The sequence below is a fragment of the Campylobacter sp. CNRCH_2013_0898h genome, assembly GCF_025772965.1.
Taxonomy (GTDB): Bacteria; Campylobacterota; Campylobacteria; order Campylobacterales; family Campylobacteraceae; genus Campylobacter_D; species Campylobacter_D lari_D.
This window is the reverse complement of the sequence record NZ_JAKMTD010000016.1, coordinates 1-18,453: the sequence shown is the minus strand read 5'-3', so window position 1 is coordinate 18,453 and position 18,453 is coordinate 1. Positions and strand designations below refer to the sequence as shown.

Annotated in this window: 18 protein-coding genes; 5 read left to right on the top strand and 13 right to left on the bottom strand. The window is 30.2% G+C overall.

From position 1 onward, the window contains the following. Both L8X50_RS07705 and L8X50_RS07700 read right to left on the bottom strand, forming a co-directional pair. Window positions 1-990, bottom strand: a 990-nt coding sequence (locus tag L8X50_RS07705; RefSeq protein WP_263660841.1) for a PDC sensor domain-containing protein, incomplete at its 3' end; no start/stop codon positions are given. Between the two features lie 77 nt (window positions 991-1,067). Then, window positions 1,068-1,538, bottom strand: coding sequence for a low molecular weight protein-tyrosine-phosphatase (locus tag L8X50_RS07700; RefSeq protein WP_263660840.1), 471 nt, complete (start codon window positions 1,536-1,538; stop codon window positions 1,068-1,070). A gap of 206 nt (window positions 1,539-1,744) precedes the next feature. On the opposite strand from L8X50_RS07700, the gene thiD reads away from it, so the two are divergent. Genes thiD through L8X50_RS07680 form a run of 4 tightly spaced genes read left to right on the top strand, consistent with a single transcriptional unit; the run spans window position 1,745 to window position 4,593 of the window. Further along, complete coding sequence (gene thiD, locus L8X50_RS07695; RefSeq protein ID WP_133319829.1) at window positions 1,745-2,557, top strand: bifunctional hydroxymethylpyrimidine kinase/phosphomethylpyrimidine kinase; 813 nt, start codon at window positions 1,745-1,747, stop codon at window positions 2,555-2,557. A gap of 2 nt (window positions 2,558-2,559) precedes the next feature. Next, window positions 2,560-3,342, top strand: coding sequence for a hydroxyethylthiazole kinase (thiM, locus tag L8X50_RS07690; protein ID WP_263660839.1), 783 nt, complete (start codon window positions 2,560-2,562; stop codon window positions 3,340-3,342). Then, on the top strand, window positions 3,329-3,955 hold the full coding sequence (thiE, locus tag L8X50_RS07685; protein ID WP_263660838.1) for a thiamine phosphate synthase: 627 nt from the start codon (window positions 3,329-3,331) through the stop codon (window positions 3,953-3,955). Before thiM ends, thiE begins: the two co-directional genes overlap by 14 nt. Continuing rightward, complete coding sequence (locus L8X50_RS07680) at window positions 3,952-4,593, top strand: uroporphyrinogen-III synthase (RefSeq protein WP_318529826.1); 642 nt, start codon at window positions 3,952-3,954, stop codon at window positions 4,591-4,593. The genes thiE and L8X50_RS07680 overlap by 4 nt, the downstream gene beginning before the upstream one ends. Here L8X50_RS07680 and L8X50_RS07675 read toward each other — a convergent pair. Then, on the bottom strand, window positions 4,574-5,902 hold the full coding sequence (locus L8X50_RS07675; protein ID WP_263660842.1) for an MATE family efflux transporter: 1,329 nt from the start codon (window positions 5,900-5,902) through the stop codon (window positions 4,574-4,576). The genes L8X50_RS07680 and L8X50_RS07675 overlap by 20 nt on opposite strands. A gap of 268 nt (window positions 5,903-6,170) precedes the next feature. Here L8X50_RS07675 and L8X50_RS07670 point away from each other — a divergent pair, with 268 nt between their 5' ends. Beyond that, on the top strand, window positions 6,171-6,791 hold the full coding sequence (locus L8X50_RS07670) for a hypothetical protein (RefSeq protein ID WP_133319834.1): 621 nt from the start codon (window positions 6,171-6,173) through the stop codon (window positions 6,789-6,791). A 30-nt stretch (window positions 6,792-6,821) separates the two neighbouring features. Here the strand turns inward: L8X50_RS07670 and lepA are convergent, their stop codons facing one another. From lepA to L8X50_RS07620, 10 genes are read right to left on the bottom strand one after another with little or no spacing between them, the layout of a single operon-like run. Continuing rightward, the gene (lepA, locus tag L8X50_RS07665; RefSeq protein ID WP_039628652.1) at window positions 6,822-8,612 is read right to left on the bottom strand and encodes a translation elongation factor 4; all 1,791 of its coding nucleotides are present in this window, start codon (window positions 8,610-8,612) and stop codon (window positions 6,822-6,824) included. A 9-nt stretch (window positions 8,613-8,621) separates the two neighbouring features. Beyond that, entirely contained in the window at window positions 8,622-9,047 is a 426-nt protein-coding gene (locus tag L8X50_RS07660) for a hypothetical protein (protein WP_263660836.1), read from the bottom strand. A gap of 11 nt (window positions 9,048-9,058) precedes the next feature. Continuing rightward, entirely contained in the window at window positions 9,059-12,289 is a 3,231-nt protein-coding gene (gene ccsB, locus L8X50_RS07655; protein WP_263660835.1) for a c-type cytochrome biogenesis protein CcsB, read from the bottom strand. 3 nt (window positions 12,290-12,292) lie between these two features. Next, window positions 12,293-12,988 (bottom strand): ABC transporter ATP-binding protein, encoded by a 696-nt coding sequence (locus L8X50_RS07650; protein ID WP_133319837.1) that lies wholly within the window; start codon window positions 12,986-12,988, stop codon window positions 12,293-12,295. Further along, complete coding sequence (locus L8X50_RS07645; RefSeq protein WP_133319838.1) at window positions 12,975-13,745, bottom strand: ABC transporter ATP-binding protein; 771 nt, start codon at window positions 13,743-13,745, stop codon at window positions 12,975-12,977. The genes L8X50_RS07650 and L8X50_RS07645 overlap by 14 nt, the downstream gene beginning before the upstream one ends. Beyond that, the gene (locus L8X50_RS07640) at window positions 13,742-14,773 is read right to left on the bottom strand and encodes a branched-chain amino acid ABC transporter permease (protein WP_133319839.1); all 1,032 of its coding nucleotides are present in this window, start codon (window positions 14,771-14,773) and stop codon (window positions 13,742-13,744) included. Before L8X50_RS07640 ends, L8X50_RS07645 begins: the two co-directional genes overlap by 4 nt. Before the next feature lies 1 nt (window position 14,774). Continuing rightward, a complete protein-coding gene (locus L8X50_RS07635) occupies window positions 14,775-15,671 on the bottom strand; it encodes a branched-chain amino acid ABC transporter permease (protein ID WP_220566316.1) in 897 nt (298 codons plus the stop codon). A 20-nt stretch (window positions 15,672-15,691) separates the two neighbouring features. Continuing rightward, window positions 15,692-16,807, bottom strand: coding sequence for an ABC transporter substrate-binding protein (locus L8X50_RS07630; protein WP_263660834.1), 1,116 nt, complete (start codon window positions 16,805-16,807; stop codon window positions 15,692-15,694). Between the two features lie 11 nt (window positions 16,808-16,818). Next, on the bottom strand, window positions 16,819-17,931 hold the full coding sequence (locus L8X50_RS07625) for an ABC transporter substrate-binding protein (protein WP_263660833.1): 1,113 nt from the start codon (window positions 17,929-17,931) through the stop codon (window positions 16,819-16,821). Between the two features lie 13 nt (window positions 17,932-17,944). Further along, complete coding sequence (locus L8X50_RS07620) at window positions 17,945-18,385, bottom strand: c-type cytochrome (protein WP_412175488.1); 441 nt, start codon at window positions 18,383-18,385, stop codon at window positions 17,945-17,947. Between the last annotated feature and the right edge of the window lie 68 nt (window positions 18,386-18,453).

Sequence of the window (18,453 nt, the reverse complement as noted above, 5' to 3'; positions counted from 1 at the left end):
GAAGTCAAAGAAAGAATTGATACCTTTTTGGATTGCTTGTAAAGGGGATAGATAATAAGAGATGATGAAGTAGAGTAAAATGATACTAGCTATACTTGTAAAAATAACAATAGTAGTTTGAATATAAGCTATTTTTAAAGCAGGAGCTTCAATAACTTCTATATTTTCGCCCGCACAAGTTGTATAACCATCAACATTAACACAAATACCAAATCTATTGTTACCATTTTGTGTGGTATAGTTGAAAATATTATAATCACCAGCTTTTTCATAAGCTTTAGCAACTGTTATAATATCTGGATTTTGCTTATCGCTAACTAATGATTTGTCAGTTGAGGCAAATACAGTATAAGCTTGGTCAAATACAAAGGTTCTTCCTGGTAGTTCGCTAAATTCGTTTTGTAGATCTTTTACCAAAACATCAATAGCTAGTATACCTATAAATTTACCATCTTTGATTAATGGCATAGAGTAGGTAAAACATGGTAAACCAGTTGTTGCATCAATATAAGATGCGGTAATGTATAAGCCATTTTTCTTTCTAGCTTCTATATAAAATTCTCTTGTAGTAGCATCGTAATTATCTGCTTTTCCGTAAATTCCATAATCTAAGCCTTTGCTATCGCTATCTGGATCACTTACTATTAACTCACCGCTTGGCTGAGCTATATAAACAGCTAAATAACTATTCATATCTCTAACTGTTTTTAGTAAATTACCTGTATTATCCATAAGTTTTTCTTGAGTGTTAAGTTCGCTATATGGAAGCTTTAAGATGGCTTGAGAAAGTTTTTCCAAAGAATGCACATTGAGCTTTTTGAAATCTCTCATTGATTTTTCTGCAGTTCTTACATAATTAGTTTCAGCTTTTACTACCTCATAATTTAAGGCTTTTTTTGTAAAAATAAAACTAACAACGCCAAGTATTATAAGACATACTATAGCTATAATGTTTGCTATTAATGAAATTTTTAATTTGATACTTTTCATTAATTAAACTCCTTTGATGTTATGGTGAATTTTAAATGAGTTTATTATATCATTAAAAATTAAAAAAGAAACAAATATTATTTAAACGATAAATTTTTATAAAGAGTATTTAAGAGCCCAAAACATGCTTTTGAAAGTATAGTGTAAGTCTCATCAAAATTCCCGCTATACCAAGGATCAGGCACTTCGTCATATCCTAATTCTAAGGCAAAAGAAGTGATTTTATGAATTTTATGTTTTGCATTTGGAAAATTTTTAACTATATCATTATAATTAGAATTATCCATTACGATAATTAAATCATTATCCTCGCACATTTTTAAATTTAGTTTTTTACTACAAAATGGCTTAGAATTTATATTTTTGTTATCTAATAAAGCTTTAGTTTTATAATGCATATCCTCCCCATCGTGGTAACCTGAAGTACCTGCACTAGAAATAATAAATTCATTATTTAAATTTGCTTTTGTTAAAAGATCCTTCATAATAAATTCGGCCATGGGAGAACGACAAATATTGCCTAAACAAACAAAAATAATTTTAGTCATATTTTTCCTTTTATTTTTGTGTAGTTTTTTCAAAATTATAGCAGTATTTCAAAATATTTTTAAAGATTAATTAAAACTAAGATATAATTTTTCATTAATGGGGAGCTTTTGCTGAGAGGAAGTATAACTTCGACCCTTGAGAAGTTTGGTAATGCAAACTTTGAATTCTTGCAAAAACTTTCCTTTTTTATAAAAAAAGGATAAAAATGATACAAGCAAAAACAAAAACTAAAATTCCTATCTTAACTATAGCAGGAAGTGATTGTAGTGGTGGTGCAGGTATACAAGCTGATTTAAAAACTTTTAGCGCTCATAATTTATTTGGTATGAGTGTAGTTTTAAGCGTTGTGGCTGAAAATACTGCAAGGGTGATTTCTTGTTTTGATATACCCACTAAGATAATAGATGAGCAAATGCTAGCAGTTTATGAAGACATAGAGCCAGCTGCTGTGAAAATTGGAATGTTAGGTTCAAAGGAAATCATAATTTGTGTAAAAGAAAATTTATTGCGCTTTAAAGCTAAAAATGTAGTGATTGATCCTGTGATGTTTGCAAAAAATGGCTATGCTTTAATGCCTTTAGAAAATTGTCAGTTTTTTAAAGATGAAATTTTATCTTTAGCTGATGTACTTACTCCAAATATTCCCGAGGCTGAGTTTTTGTGTGATTTTAAAATACTTAATGAGGAGGATATGAAAAAAGCCGCTATAAAACTTCACAAAGAAGGTGCAAAAAGTGTTTTGATTAAAGGTGGACATAGTAAATATAACACCAATGATGTTTTTTATGATGGAAAGGAATTTAGTATTTTTAAAGCAGAAAAAATTAATACAAAAAATACACACGGCACAGGTTGTACATTAAGTTCAGCTATAGCTAGTAATCTTGCCTTAGGTAAAGAAAAACATGAAGCTATAAAACTTGCTAAAGATTATGTGTATGGAGCTATATTAAATTCTTTAGCACTTGGAAAAGGTTGTGGTCCGACTAATCATTTTTTTCAATATGACAAGGAGTAAAAATGATTATTAAAGCAGTAAGAGAAAAAAATCCTTTGATTCATCATATTACTAATTATGTTACAGCTAATGATTGTGCAAATGTAACTATAGCAATGGGAGCAAGTGCTGCTATGGCTGATTTTTATGAAGAGCAAGCTGATTTTGCTAGAATAAGTTCAGCCTTAGTATTAAACACAGGTACGATTAATCAACTTATAGCAAATTCTATGTTAAAAGCAACTAAAGAATATACTTTATTAAATAAACCTATAATTTTTGATCCTGTTGCTTTGGGTGTGAGTAAGGCAAGAGATGGGATTAATTTTGAATTGCTTAATCTAAAAGGCATTAGTATTGTTAAAGCAAATGCATCTGAAATGGCTAGTGTTATAGGTTTAGATGGTAAAGCAAGAGGGGTTGATAGTACTTTTGTGATTAATGATGAGTTTTTAGAAAAAGCTAAAGAATACTCTTATAAAACTAAGCGTGTTTTAGCTATAACTGGAAAAATTGATTATATTATAAATCAAGAGCATATTGCTAAAATTTATAATGGCTCAATCATGGCTACTAAAATAACTGGAGCAGGTTGTATGTGTGCTTCTTTGTGCGGGGTTTTTGCAGGAGCGTCAGAAGATAAATTTCAGGCTAGTTTATATGCTTTGCTTAGTTTTGGCATAGCTAGCGAAATCGCTCAAGAGCTTTCTAGTGGAAGTGGTAGTTTTAGAGTGAATTTAATCGATGCTTTAAATAATTTAAATGATGAAGAAATTAAAAAAAGAGCCAAATATGAAATCATTTAAAATTTATCTTGTCGCAAGCAAGGGTGAAAAAAGCGAAAGCGAGTTTTTAAATATTTTAGAAGCTTCTTTGAAAGCTAAGATTGATATTTTACAACTTAGAGAGAAAAATCTTAGTACTTTAGAATTTTATAATCTTGCTTTAAAAGTTAAAGCTTTGTGTGAAAAATACAACACGCCTTTTGTGATAAATGATAGAATCGATATAGCCATGGCTGTGAATGCAAATGGAGTGCATATAGGACAAAAGGATATGCCTTTAAAAAAGGCAAGAGAACTTTTGGGTGAAGATAAAATCATAGGACTTACGATCAATCATAAAAGCGAGCTTGCTAATACTCAAGGTGCTACTTATCTTGGAGTGGGAGCTGTTTTTGCTACGCCTAGCAAGCAAGATTGTGTTGTGCTTGGCATAGATGGATTAAAAGAAATTGCTAGTTTAGCTTCTTTACCTATTGTGGCTATAGGTGGGATAGATGAAGTTAATTTAAATTTGCTTAAAGATTGTAATATACAAGGTATAGCTGTGGTTAGAGCGATAATGCAAGCAAATGATCCTTATATAGCAACTTTAAATTTAAGATCAATTTTTGATAAAACTTTTATAGGAAAATAATGATTTATTTTATAGGGGATAAAGAATTTGATGGTGTTAAGACTATAAGATTAAATGAAATTAAATTTCTTGATTTTGAAGTTAATTTAAAGGAATTTGATTGTTTAATCATTAGCTCCAAGAATGCATTAAAAGCATTAATGTCAAGTAAAAACAAAATTGATTTTAATATTAAACTTTATGCTGTGGGAGAAAAAAGTGCTGATTTTGCAAAAGAGCTTGGCTTTAAAAATGTCAAATATCCTAGCAAGGCTTATGGTAAAAATTTAGCTAGTGAGTTTTTATCTGAGTTTAAAAATAAAAAATGTCTTTATTTAAGAGCGAAGAAAATTAATTCAGGTCTTGATGAGTATTTGCTGAAAGAAAATATCCTTTTAAAACAATTAATCGTTTATGAAAATATAGCCATAGAGCCTAAAAAAGATGAGTTAAAAATACATCATCCAAGTGTTTTTATCTTTAGCGCTCCTTCAAGCATAGAGCAATTTTTGAAATTTTTTGCATTAGAAAAAGAAGATAAAGTTGTAGTTATAGGTCAAAGTACAGCTTTAAAACTTCGTAATTTTAAAAATTTATATATATGTAAAGAACAAGATCTAAACTCTTGTTTAAAATTAGCTAAGAGTTTAGATTTTTAAAAGTTTTATATAATAAAAATGAGGCAATAAAAATCATACAAATATCACCCACTAAAGTGGCTAGCCAAACTCCATTTACTCCTAAAAATTGTGTTAGTATAAACAAGGATAAAAATGGGAAAATAAGACTTTGGGAAATAGAAATTCCTAAAGAAAGTAAGGGTTTATCAAGTGCTGTGAAAAATGAAGCGCAGAGTTTTCCAAACCAAGAAAATAAAAAAGAAAAAGAAAAAAATATTAAGGCATTTTGTGCTATATGGATAAAATCTTGGTTGTTATCTTTGTTAAAAACACTTACTATAAGGTTATTGAAAAAATAAACAAATAAAAACACTATTGTACTTACACCCCAAGAAGCAAAAAACATTCTTTTAAAAATAGCTTGAATTCTTGCAATATTTTTGTGTCCATAATTATAACTTAATGCAGGTTGCATAGCATCACACATGGCCAAAACTAGCATGAAAACAAAAGTACTAAGATATAAAATCACAGAAAATGCTGCAACAGCTGTACTTCCAGAAAGTTTAAGCAAGAAAGCATTAGCTAAGATGGTATAAAAAGAGCTAGAAATATTAGAAAAAAATTCAGATGAGCCATTATAAAGTATATTTTTTAGTATTTGTAATTTGATTATCGGTTTTTTAAATTTTAAAGTTAAATCTTTAAAAATAAAAGGTAGTATCCCTAAAACGCTTCCTAAAAACATACCTATACAAGTTGCTAAAGCTGCCGAAAAAAGCCCCCAATCAAAAACTACTATAAAAAGCCAATCAAGAAAAATATTACTCAAAGCAGTAATGATATTAACTATCATGCTATAAAAAGTTTTTCCACAAATCCTAAGATAATTATCCATAGCAAAAGCTAGCATAATAAAGGGAGCAAAAGTGGCAAAAATTTGCATATATTCAGTAGATAAACTTTGAATATTCTCATCAGCTCCCATAAAAGCACTTAATGTTTTTGCTAGAAAAAATCCTAAAATTCCCATTAAACAAGAAATTGCAAAAATAAGAACTATACAAAAAGAAAAAATAGCTCTTGCTTTTTCAACTTTTCCTTTACCTAGATTAATTGCTATTTGCACTGATGAGCCTATGGCTATCATATCAGCTAGAGCAAAACTTATCATGATAAAAGGCATCATTAAATTCATAGCAGCAAGTGCATTTGAACCCAAATATCTTCCAACAAAAATTCCATCAATAATCACATAAAGATAAATAAAAGCCATGCTAGCCATGTTTGGCAAAGCACATTTTATAAATAGTTTGGTAGGATTTAATGTAGTGTAAAAATTATGTATTGACATAGCTTTCCTTATTAAAAATTATTTTATTTAAAATTTTATAGATAAAATAAATTTAATAAAGAGATTCTATACCTTCTATAATATCTTTAAAATATGGATCGACAATGATAATGAAAAAATCTTTGAAAAACATTTATATCACCCAAATTTTAAAAATACAATAAATATTTGGCATTATATTTAAGCTGTAATTATAAATTTCTTAATGTAAATTTTAATTTTTTTTAGACGATTTTTATAAACCCACAAAAAAGGAGCAAGGATGCAAATAAATTCGTATTCACGCGTGGCAGTAGAGTCGCAAGTTAGCAATAGGAAGGCTAATTTGAATACAAAACTTGAAGATGCCAATACCAAAAGTGCTAATAGCACAAAAGATATAGATGAGGATAAGCTTAGTAAGCTTGCTAGTATGGGAGGAAAAGGCATAACCGAGCTTTATGCTATGAATTTTATGCAGCAAGTATTTAGCATGAGTTCATCCAATGGTCTATCTCAGGCAGGGATTTTTCAAGGAGCTCAATCTAAGGATTCTTTAACAGCTATTTTATCAAATGTAGATTTTAAAGCTATAGGATATGAAGGTAAAGATATACTTAGTTTAAATGCTGATGAAGCAAAAGAGCTTATTGGGGAAGATGGATATTTTGGTGTAGCAAAAACATCTCAAAGATTGGCTGATTTTGTTATTAATGGGGCTGGTGAAGACATGGAAAAACTTCAAAAAGGTTTAGAGGGCCTAAAAGCAGGATTTGCACAAGCGGAAAAAATGTGGGGTGGCAAACTTCCTGATATCAGCTATGAGACAATTGATAAAGCTATTGAAACAGTAACTCAAAAAATTAACGAAATGGGTGGAAATTCTTTAGATATCAATGCATAAATTTATATCCCTAGTGTATAAACTAGGGATTTAGTCTATTTTTAAAACACTTAAAAATGCTTCTTGAGGTAAATGTACCTTACCAATAGCTTTCATTCTTTTTTTACCTTCTTTTTGTTTTTCAAGAAGTTTTCTTTTTCTAGTAATATCCCCACCATAACATTTTGCGGTTACATTTTTACCCATGGATTTTACATTTTCTCTTGCGATAATTTTATTTCCTATGCTTGCTTGGATAGCAACTTCAAAAAGCTGTCTTGGGACGATTTCTTTCATCGCTTTTACAAGCTCTCTGCCCTTGCTTAGTGCTTTTTCATTTGGCACTATGATGCTTAGTGCATCGACATTTTCACCAGCTACTTTAATATCAAGTTTTACAAGATCTCCCACTCTAAATTCAATAGGCTCATAATCAAAACTAGCATAGCCTTTGGTAAGTGATTTAAGTTTATCGTAAAAGTCCATAACGATTTCGTTTAAAGGTATATCATACTCAAGTAAAACGCGCTCAGGAGTGATGTAATCCATCTTAACTTGCATACCGCGTTTGCGATTTAAAAGAGTGATTAAATTTCCTAGGTATTCGCTTGGAGTTATGATAGTTGCTTTTACATAAGGTTCTTTTATATGATCGATTTTATTTACCGGAGGTAGTTCGCTTGGATTTTGAATTTTTAAAACTTCTCCATCGGTTTGATAAATTTCATAAGTAACAGTTGGAGCAGTAGCAATTAAATCAAGGTTAAACTCACGCTCAAGTCTTTCTTTAATAACCTCCATATGCAAAAGACCTAAAAAACCAACTCTAAAGCCAAATCCTAAAGCAAGGGATGTTTCAGGTTCGTAGGTGATAGAGCTATCATTAAGTTTTAATTTATCTAAAGCATCTCTTAAATCTTCAAATTTATCCGTTTCTATAGGATATAATCCTGCAAAAACAAAAGCTTTGGCTTTTTCAAAACCACCAATGGCTTCTTTTGCTTTATTTTTAGTTAGTGTTATGGTGTCACCTACTTGAACATCGGCGACATTTTTAAGTCCAAGCACGATAACACCCACTTCACCTGATTCTAATTTTTTAGTTTTTATAGGGCTTAATGGATGAGGATAGAAAAGATCTTGCACAAGATGTTTTTTATCTGTACTCATAACTAAAACTTCATCATTTTTAGCAATATTTCCCTCATAAATTCTAACTAAAGCCAAAGCTCCAAGATAATTATCAAACCAAGAATCATAAATTAAAGCTTTAGTAGGTGCTTCATCATCAGTTTTTGGCGCAGGAATTTTTGTGATGATAGTTTCTATGAGTTCTTTTATACCTACACCTGTTTTTGCGCTAACACAAATTGCATTAGAGCAATCAATTCCTATAATATGCTCTATTTCGTGTTTAACCTTTTCAATATCAGCCGAAGGAAGATCAATTTTATTAATCACTGGTATGATTTCAAGATCATTTTCTAAGGCTATATAAACATTGGCTATAGTTTGAGCCTCTACTCCTTGAGAAGCATCAACAACAAGTAAAGCCCCTTCGCAACTTGCTAAAGAACGACTTACTTCATAGGAAAAATCAACATGGCCTGGAGTGTCTATTAAATTTAATACATATTCTTCATTGTTGAATTTATAATTTAAACGCACAGATTGAGCTTTTATAGTTATCCCACGCTCTTTTTCTATATCCATAGTATCCATTACTTGGGCGCTCATTTGTCTATCGCTAATAGCTCCGCATTCGCTGATAATTCTATCAGCTAATGTGCTTTTACCATGATCAATATGAGCTATAATAGAGAAATTTCTAATATTTTTCATCAAAAAACCTTAAAATTGTCTCATTTTTCTTTTTGCTAGACCTATTTGCTCATAAGCGTCAATTTCTTTTTTCAAAGCTTTATATCTTTTTTTTAGCTCATTGTTTAAAAATGAAATGTTTTTAGGAGTAGCATTAGCATTGGCTGAAATAGCACTAATGAAATCAAGTTTTCTTTTAGTGGCGCTGTCTTTTGGATTAGATCCTAGTTTTTGTGAATTTAAAAATTGCAAAATTAAAGCTTGAATTTCTTGAGAGTTGCTTGCATTATTTGCTTTAGATATAAAATCTTCTATATTACTTATTTTTGGAGTTTTAGCTGGATTTGATTTGCTTGGTTGTTTTTCTTTGTGCATGAAAAATAATACCAAAAGAATTCCAAGTATGATAATTATCACTAAAGCTATAACTAAAAAAATAAAAAGAGAATTATTCATTTAAAACTTTCCTATAATTTTGTTGCATAAGATCTTTTAAAATAACTTGCTAAGCTTAATGCTACCATAAATAAAAATCCCCAATACACATAATCAGGAATTTTCACAGAATCTCCTGCTGCATAAGAATGCATACCAGTTAAAAAGTAATTTACACCAAAATAAGTCATGATAATTACCCAATATGCAAACATGGAGCAAACTGCAAAAATGTATTGATTTGCCCATTTTGGTACCATTCTAATGTGCAAAATAGCTGCATAAACTAAAATACTAATTAAAGCCCAAGTTTCTTTAGAGTCCCAACTCCAATATCTTCCCCAACTTTCATTTGCCCATATAGCACCTAAGAAATTTCCAACTGTAAGTAAGCAAAGTCCTAAAATCATAGCCATTTCGTTGATTCTTGTTGCTTCTGTAATATTTCTTAAAATGTTTTCATTATGTTTGCCATTGATTTTTAGCATACATAATAAAATAAGTACAAATATACCCAACAATGCACATAATCCTAAAAATCCATAGCTAGCAGTAATAACCGAAACATGTATTGTTAGCCAATAAGATTGCAACACAGGAACTAAATTGGTAATTTGCGGATCCATTTGGCTAAGATGAGCTACACCTAAAGTAACTCCTGCTAAAATAGAGGTTAAAGAAAGTGCAATAGGGCTTTTTCTTGAAAAGAAAATTCCAGATAATGATAAAGCCCAAGCTATATAAACCATGCTCTCATATGCATTACTCCATGGAGCGCGACCTGCTATATACCAACGCAAAGCCAAACCTAGAGTATGGATGAAAAATGCCACAATATTAAACACATAAACACATTTAAATATAAAATCAATGCGAATTTTTGGCAGAAGCATTTTAACAAAAACTATAATCAAAAGTAAAAATCCAGCGCATAAATAAAGCGGAGCAAGATTTACAAAAATTTGACTTTTGTTGAAAAAGATTTCTGTATTAATTTTTTTAGCACTTGGCATAATTTCATGGCCGTATTTTTCTTGGTAATTTTTGATAATATTTAAATTTTTAGTTGCTTCATCCCAGTTGTTATGTGCAATAGAATTACTAACTGCATTGAAATAATTTTCTAAAATGCTTCTTACTTCTTTACCTTCTTCGCCTTTTAAACCTATATATGCTTCGCGTGGCGCCACCCATTGATTATTGGTGCTATTTTGTAGTGGAATAAATTTAAAAATATCTCCTGAAAAAATTAAATTTACAATATTTACTCTTTCATCAAGCTTGATTATTTCTTTATCAAAAACACTTCTACGATTTGGATTTTTTCTATTAGCATTTTCTACATATTTTTGTAGTTTATAAGCATCTGTAGTGAAAAAATCTTTAAAACTAGTATAAGCTCTAGGTTCAATACCTAAAATTTTAGAAATTTCTTCATTAACCAAGCGACTTGTTGGCATAAATATAATATCTTTATCGTACCATGCACTGCCATCAAAAATCATTGATATGATAGTTGCTTCGGCACTTTGGCCTTGAAAGGTTGTGTTTTTGTATATTTTTTCTAAAACTTCCATAGCTAAAGTATTAAAAGGAACCATTCTACCATCAGGTTTTTGCACTACTAAAGAAGCAAGTTCTTTAGCATGTGTTTCATCTACCTTGATGGGTTCATTTGCATAAGTATTTTGGCTTGCAAAAAAAACTAATATAAATGTCAATATTGCACTTGTTTTTTTCAAGGTGTCTTGATTGATTAATTTAGCTAAAGTCCTAAATCTTGAATGAGGATTTAAAATATTTAAAAACATTCCTAATGTAAGTAAAAAATATCCAATATATGTAGGAATTTTACCCGGATCTTTATTAACTGAAAGTATGGTGCCAAGCTCATCTTGATCATAAGAACTTTGGTAAAATCTATAACCTTGATAATCTAAAACATTATTCATAAAAATCTTATATTCTAATTTTTGTTCGGCATTATCAATTTCCACATAACTTGCATAAGACATAGGCGACATCGAGCCAGGATAGCGTTCTAGTTCAAAGTCTTTTAAGTACATTTCAAATGGCATTTCTATTCCTTTAGGACCCCATCTTAAAAAGAAAGGTTGACCTGCTACATCAATACGGATAGGCGAGTTGTATTCTACTAGGAAAACTTCTTTAGATTCTCCTTTATAGCTTAATTTTAATTTTAAAGCATTAATAGCATTTTCTGAAAGTTGAGTTGGCATATATTTAGTGCTTTGTGCAAAGTCTTTGAAATTATTTAATAAAGAATTATTCCAGTATTTTGCCTCGCCAAATAAAGAAATCAAAGCATTACGTCCTAGCTCTATCCAACTATTTTTAAACCAAGTAAAAAAGCTTTCATCTTGAGCTTGATTGATACCTTCTAAAGTTTTTTTACCATGCAAGGAAGCAAATTTAACTACTAAATTAATATCATTAAAAGAATATAATCTTAAATCCTTAGCTTGTGCTTTTTGGTTTGCTTTTAAAATATTTTCTTTACCATCACTCATTGACATGTATTTTAAATCAAAATCAGCACTAAGCTTTAGATCTTTATCAATTTTTATATAAGGACTTGGAGCAGAGTCGTTTAAAAATGCTATATTGACACCATTGATATTTTTTATATCTCCTGCTTGAAAAAGCAATTCTTTAGATTCGTTATTTTGTGAAAGCATTAAAGATAAAAGAGGAGCAGAGTTGTTATCATCGATATAAATTTCTTTTGCATCTAAAATCAAATTTTCATATGAAATTTGAGCTTTTTCATCAGGTAATATTAAATCAAATGAAAAATCATTTACAAAAGGTAAAGTGGCAATATATTCAGATTTTGCAGCACTATATACTTTATCATCTTTTAAAGTTGCTATATAGATATAACTTTTTGAGGTTTCAATGATATTATTTTTTTCGTTTTCTCTAATGTGTAAATTTCCTTCAAATCCCATATATCTAGTCATAGCTGAACCTAGTAATATAAATAAAAATGAGATATGAAAGATTAAAAGTGGTATTTTTTTCTTGTTAAACATTTTATATTTAAAAAGAGCTGTTAAAAGATTGATTCCTAATATGAGCTGTATAAAGCCAAACCAAGATGTTCCATATATCATGGCCCATGCTGTTGGAGTATTGTAAGCACTTTCTATAAAAGTAGCTAGAGCGCAAAATAGGGCAAAAATTAAAAATAAAAAAATAGAAATTTTTATATCCCCAAAAGCTAAAAGTTGTCTTCTCATGATTTAAGCTCCAAGGTATTTTTTTCTAATCTCATCATTACCGATAAGATCTTTTGCAGGTGCATGCATAGCGATTTTACCATTTTCTAGAACATAAGCATAATCGCTGATTTTTAAAGCTGAAAATGCATTTTGTTCCACTAATAAAATAGTAATACCTTCTTCTTTTAATTTGACTATAATATCAAAAACCTCTCCAACTATTTTTGGAGCAAGCCCTAGCGAAGGTTCATCTAGCATTAAAAGTTTTGGCTCACTCATAAGAGCTCTTGAAATAGCTAGCATTTGAGCTTCTCCACCGCTTAGAGTTCCCGCTAATGCATTTTTTTTATCTTTTAATCTTGGGAAAAGTCTATACATTTGATTTTTCAAATGTTCATAGTTTTCTGCATTATTAAAAGCACCAATTTTTAAATTTTCTTCTATAGTGAGATTTATAAAAACTCTTCTTCCTTCAGGTACCAATGCTATACCTTTTTGTACTAAAGTATGAGGTAAATGTCTTTGAGTGTCATAACCTAAAAAACTTACTTCACCAGTTTTTTTAACACAATTTAGCATTGCATTAAGTGTTGATGTTTTTCCTGCACCATTTGAGCCTATCAAGCTAACTATACTTCCTGTTTTTATGGTAAAATCTATACCTTTAACAGCTTCTATTAAGCCATAATAAACATGTAAATCTTTAACTACTAGCATTAAAATCTCCCAAATATGCACTAATTACTTCAGGATTTTGAACAGCATCACTTGGCTTTCCTTCAAAAATAGTCTTACCATAATCAAGCACCATAACCCTATCACAAAGCTTATTTACAAATTTCATATCATGCTCAATAAGCAAAACGCTGATTTTTTTATTATTTCTTATATCAAAAATCAATTCAGCCAAATCATCGCTTTCTGTTGAATTCATACCTGCTGCTGGTTCATCTAACAATAAAAGTTTAGGATTTGTTGCTAAAGCTCTTGCTATTTCAACTTTTCTTTGTTGTCCATAACTTAAACTAGTGGCCCTTTCATCAGCTAAATGAGCAATATTGAGTTGTTCTAAAATTTCATAAGCTGCTTTTTTTGCATTTTTTTCTGCTTTGGAGAATCTTCCCAAATGTAAAAAAGCTTCAAAAATATTATATTTAATACTCTTATCAAAACCAATTAATACATTTTCTAAAACACTCATGCTAGAAAAAAGTCTAATATTTTGAAAAGTTCTTGCTATGCCTAGATGAACTATTTTGTGCGGCTTTAAATGGTCAATCTTTTTTCCTAGAAAAAATACTTCTCCGCTGCTTGGTTTATAATTTCCTGTAATAATATTAAATAGTGTCGTTTTTCCTGCACCATTTGGACCTATAAGTCCAAAAATTTCGCTTTCTTTTATAGTAAAAGAAGTATTTGCTATAGCACTAACTCCACCAAAATTTTTATGGATTTTTTTAAGCTCTAAAATCATTTTTTATTCCTTTTAGAAAACTTAAATAAAATATCTGTTAATTCTTTATCACCCATTATTCCTCTTCTTGCAAAAAGCATTACTAAAATCAATATAACAGAAAACACAACCATTCTAAGACCAGGCATGGCAGGAGTTTCATAACCAAAAATATTCATACTCTCATCTAAAAATCTTAAATACTCACTTCCGCCTATTACTAAAATAGCTCCTATGATAGCACCAGTAGTTGAACCTAAGCCGCCTAAAACAATGATGATTAAAAGCTGAAAAGTAAATAAAAAGTCAAATTGTTCAGGTGAAACTGAAGCTAGTGCGCAAGCTAATAAGCCCCCTCCAACACCCTCTAAAAATGCTGAAGTGCTAAAAGCTAAGGTTTTAATATTAAAAGTGTTAATACCCATTGCTAATGCTGCATCTTCATCATCTCTTACAGCTTTCATGGCTCTACCAAATTTTGAACTAACAATATTTAAGATGATAATAACAGAAAATATAGCAATCCCACCACTCCAGTATAAGGTAGTATGTTTAGGAATATCGTTTAAGCCCAAAGAGCCATTTGTAACAGAAGCAAAGTTGATTGCCATAAGCTTGATAATAATTCCAAAGCCTAGTGTTACAATAGCTAAATAATCTCCTCTAACTCTAAATACTGCAAAGGCTAAAACTAAAGATAAAAGCATAGCACAAACCCCAGCAGCAAGTAAAGCTACAATAAAGCTTGGCGAATGAATCATCAAAATAAAACTACTTGGATCCTCTAAAGAAAACTGATCGATTTTGCTTTCACTTGTAAGTAAAACTAAGGCTGCAACATAAGCTCCTATAGCTACAAAACCATTTGGCTCTAATGAAAATTGTCCTGTAACTCCATTGATAAGATTATAACTTACCGCTAAGATTACAAAAATAGCAATATTGCTTAAAATTCCTATTTTATAATCGTTAAAAAAATAAGGAGATATAAAAAGAAAAGCAAGCGCTATAATAAAGAAACTTAAATGTGTAATTTTTCTTGCAATCATTTTAAAACCTACTTTTTTCAAAATTAATACCCAAAATTCCAGTTGGTTTAAAAAGTAAAATTAATACCAAAAAGATAAATGCAAATGCATCTTTAAAACCAGAAAGATCAGGGAAAATAGCAACAACAACAACCTCTGTAAAACCTATAATCAAACCACCTAAAACTGCTCCGGCAACAGAACCAATACCACCTAAAACAGCAGCGCCAAAGGCCTTAAGTCCTATAAGAGTTCCCATACTAGGTTCAACAGAAGGATAACTAACAGCCCAAAAAATACCACCAATAGCAGCTAAAGCTGAACCTAGTGCAAATACAATAGCGATAATACGATTTGCATCAATTCCCATTAAATTTACAGTATGAATATCAAAAGCTAAAGCCCTAATAGCAATGCCATATTTGCTTTTATAAAGTATGAATAAAACCACTAATAATATAAAAAATGTCAAAATAGGCACTAAAATACTATTAACGCTAATGCTGATATTATTAAAATTAATCACTGTTTCAAGATAACTTGGTACAGGAAAATACTTTGGTGTTGAGCCAAATAAAACATTAAATACATTTTGTATTAAAAAACTTATACCTATGGCTGTGATGAGTAAAGAAATTCTAGGTGCTTTTCTTAGAGGTTTATAAGCTACTCTATCAATAGCTATACCTAAGGCTGCCGCAAATAACATAGCTAAAGAAAGAGCGCCTAAGAAAGGTACATTCATGCTTGTAACACAAAATAAAGCTGAATATGCACCCACCATCATAATATCACCATGTGCGAAATTAATCAGTCTTAAAACACCATAAACCATTGTATAGCCTATAGCAATAAGTGCATACATACTGCCTAAACTAAATCCATTTATAATTTGCTGTAAAATTAAAGAACTATCCATTGAACCTCTTAAATTTTTATTTATGGTAGAATCGAGTCTTTATAAACTTGCTTTTGATTCTCTATTGATTTTATAACAATTGAGCGCGTGGCATTACCTGTTTTGTCTATACTAATCACCCCGCTAACACCTTCAAATTTAGAAGTAGCATGAATGTTGTTGTTGATACATTCACTATTGAAATCATTAACACATTTTTGCATAGCTTCAAAGATTACAAAATATGCATCTGCACCCATAGCTGTAAAATTTGGAACTTCTTTGCTTTGTTTTTCTTTTTCATAGGCTAATATAAAGTCTTTTGAAAGCTCTGTTGGAGGGTTATTATAATCAAAACTATCTGTAAATAAATATCCTTCTGCTGCATCTTGAGCTAGATTGATAAAAGTTTCATCGGCAACTCCATCTGCTGAACCCATAGGAATATTAACACCCATTGCTTTTGCTTGACGTGCGAACAAAGAAGCCTCAGTGTAATATACTGGAAGATAAATAAAATCAGGTTTTAAATTTTTAACTTGAGAAAGTATAGCTTTAAAATCTTTATCGCCTGCTGTAATTCTAAATTTATCTAAAATTTTTCCACCTTGTTTGTTAAATTCTTTTTCAAAGGCCCTAGTTAAACCTAAAGAATAATCTGCACTTTGATCGCTAATTATCACAGCTTTAGTGTAATTTAACTTATTTTTTACATAATTAGCCAAAGATGAGCCTTGAAAGCTATCCATAAAACAAACTCTACTGGCATATAATTTTTTATTTAAAATTTTATCAGCAGTAGCAGCAGGAGCAACCACTGGTATCTTTTTTTCCTCGCCAATTCTTATCACTTGTAAAGTATTAGCTGTTAGCATTTCTCCAATAAGTGCATAAGCTTTATTTTGCGAAATTAATCTTGTGCTAGCATTCGCACTTTCTATTTTATCACCTTTTGTATCTACTACAACAAGATTTACCTTATCGCCATTACTTAAAGTATTTTTCATAGAATTTGCAATTTTCACTCCATCTAAAGCACTTTGACCATAAGCTGCAGTAGATCCTGTTAGAGGTAAAACTACGCCAATGTTAATTTCTTTTGCCTGTATGATATTACAAGCTATGATAGACAATATAGCTATACTAATTTTTTTCATAGTTTAACCTTTCAAGGATTAATAATAGTTTTATAAACTTGTTTTTGTTCTTGTATTTCTTTTATAACTACAGAACGACTTGCATTGCCACTAGCATCTATGCTTATAACTCCACCTACACCTTCAAAATTATTAGTAGAATGAATTTTTTCATTAATGCATTGTGCGTTAAGATTATTAGCACATTCATTCATTGCATTTACCATCACATAATAAGCATCAGCTCCCATAGCAGAAAATGCTGGAAGCTCTTTGGTGCCATGATCTTTTTCATAAGCATTGATGAAATTTTTAGACAAAGTTGTTGGCGGATTGTTATAGTCAAAACTATCGGTAAAGATTACTCCATTTACAGCATCACCCCCAAGTTCAATAAATGTTTTATTATTTACCCCATCACCTGCACTTAAAAGTTTATTAAAACCAACTGCTTTTGCTTGTCTTGCTATTAAAGCTGCTTCTGGATGGTAAATTGGCATATAAACAAAGTCAGGATTGATACTTTTAAGTTGTGAAACAATAGCTTTAAAGTCTTTATCACCCGATGAGATAGTTAATTTTTTAAGTATTTTTCCGCCATTTTGTTTAAATTCTTTTTCAAAGGCTCTTGCTAAGCCTAGTGAATATACATTGCTTTGATCAACTATTACAACTACAGTTTTTAAATTTAAATCTTTATATGCATAGTTTGCAAATTTATCTCCTTGGAAGCTATCCATAAAACAAACTCTACTAGCGTAGTTTTTTTTATCCAAAAGTTTATCGCCTGAAGCAACGGGAGCTATTACTGGAATTTTTCTTTCTTCAGCTATAGATAAAACTTGCATAGTATTTGGTGTAACAGCTTCACCTATAAGTCCTAAAACTTTATCTTGAGAGATAAGTCTAGTGGTGGCATTTGCTGCTTCTATTTTATCACCTTTTGTATCTATGGCTATGATTTTAACATTATCTCCGTTTTTTAAATTTGGATTTAAGGTATTAGCTAGTTTGATACCTTCATATACATCATTACCATAAGCCGCTAAAGCGCCAGTAAGTGGTAAAATAACTCCTATTTTTACTTCCGCAGCATAAATTGAACTAGCACAAAGCAAGCTAGCTAGCAGTAGATTTTTTCTCATGAAAACTCCTTTTTTATTTTAAAAATGTATTATGTTTTGTTTTTGGTGCAGGTTCTTCTTCTAAAAGATCTTTTTGATTAAGCTCGATAGAAAAATTTTGCCCCTTTAAGTAAGCTATAATGTGATCCATATCACTTCCGCTTAATTTTTTGGCGTATATGCTCATTTGAATGTTATCGCTTGATTGATCTTTAAAATATCCATTAGCATAGTCTTTTAAGGCACCTTTGATTTCTTCTGGACTTAAATCTTTAATAGCTTTTTTACCATAAGAATTTTTTTCTCCATTTTCTCCGTGACAGGTGTTACATTTGTTTTTAAAATATATTTCTTTAGCTTTTTTTAAATCATAGCTAATATTATCATTAAAAGTATAAGTAAATAAAGACTTTACATTAAAAGCCATTAAAGAATTTATAAATAAAATACTAATTATAAATGAGCGTAACATAATATGCCTTTTTTAAATATAAATAAAGCTCGATTATATCTAAAAAAAATAAACAATTTTATCTCAATCTC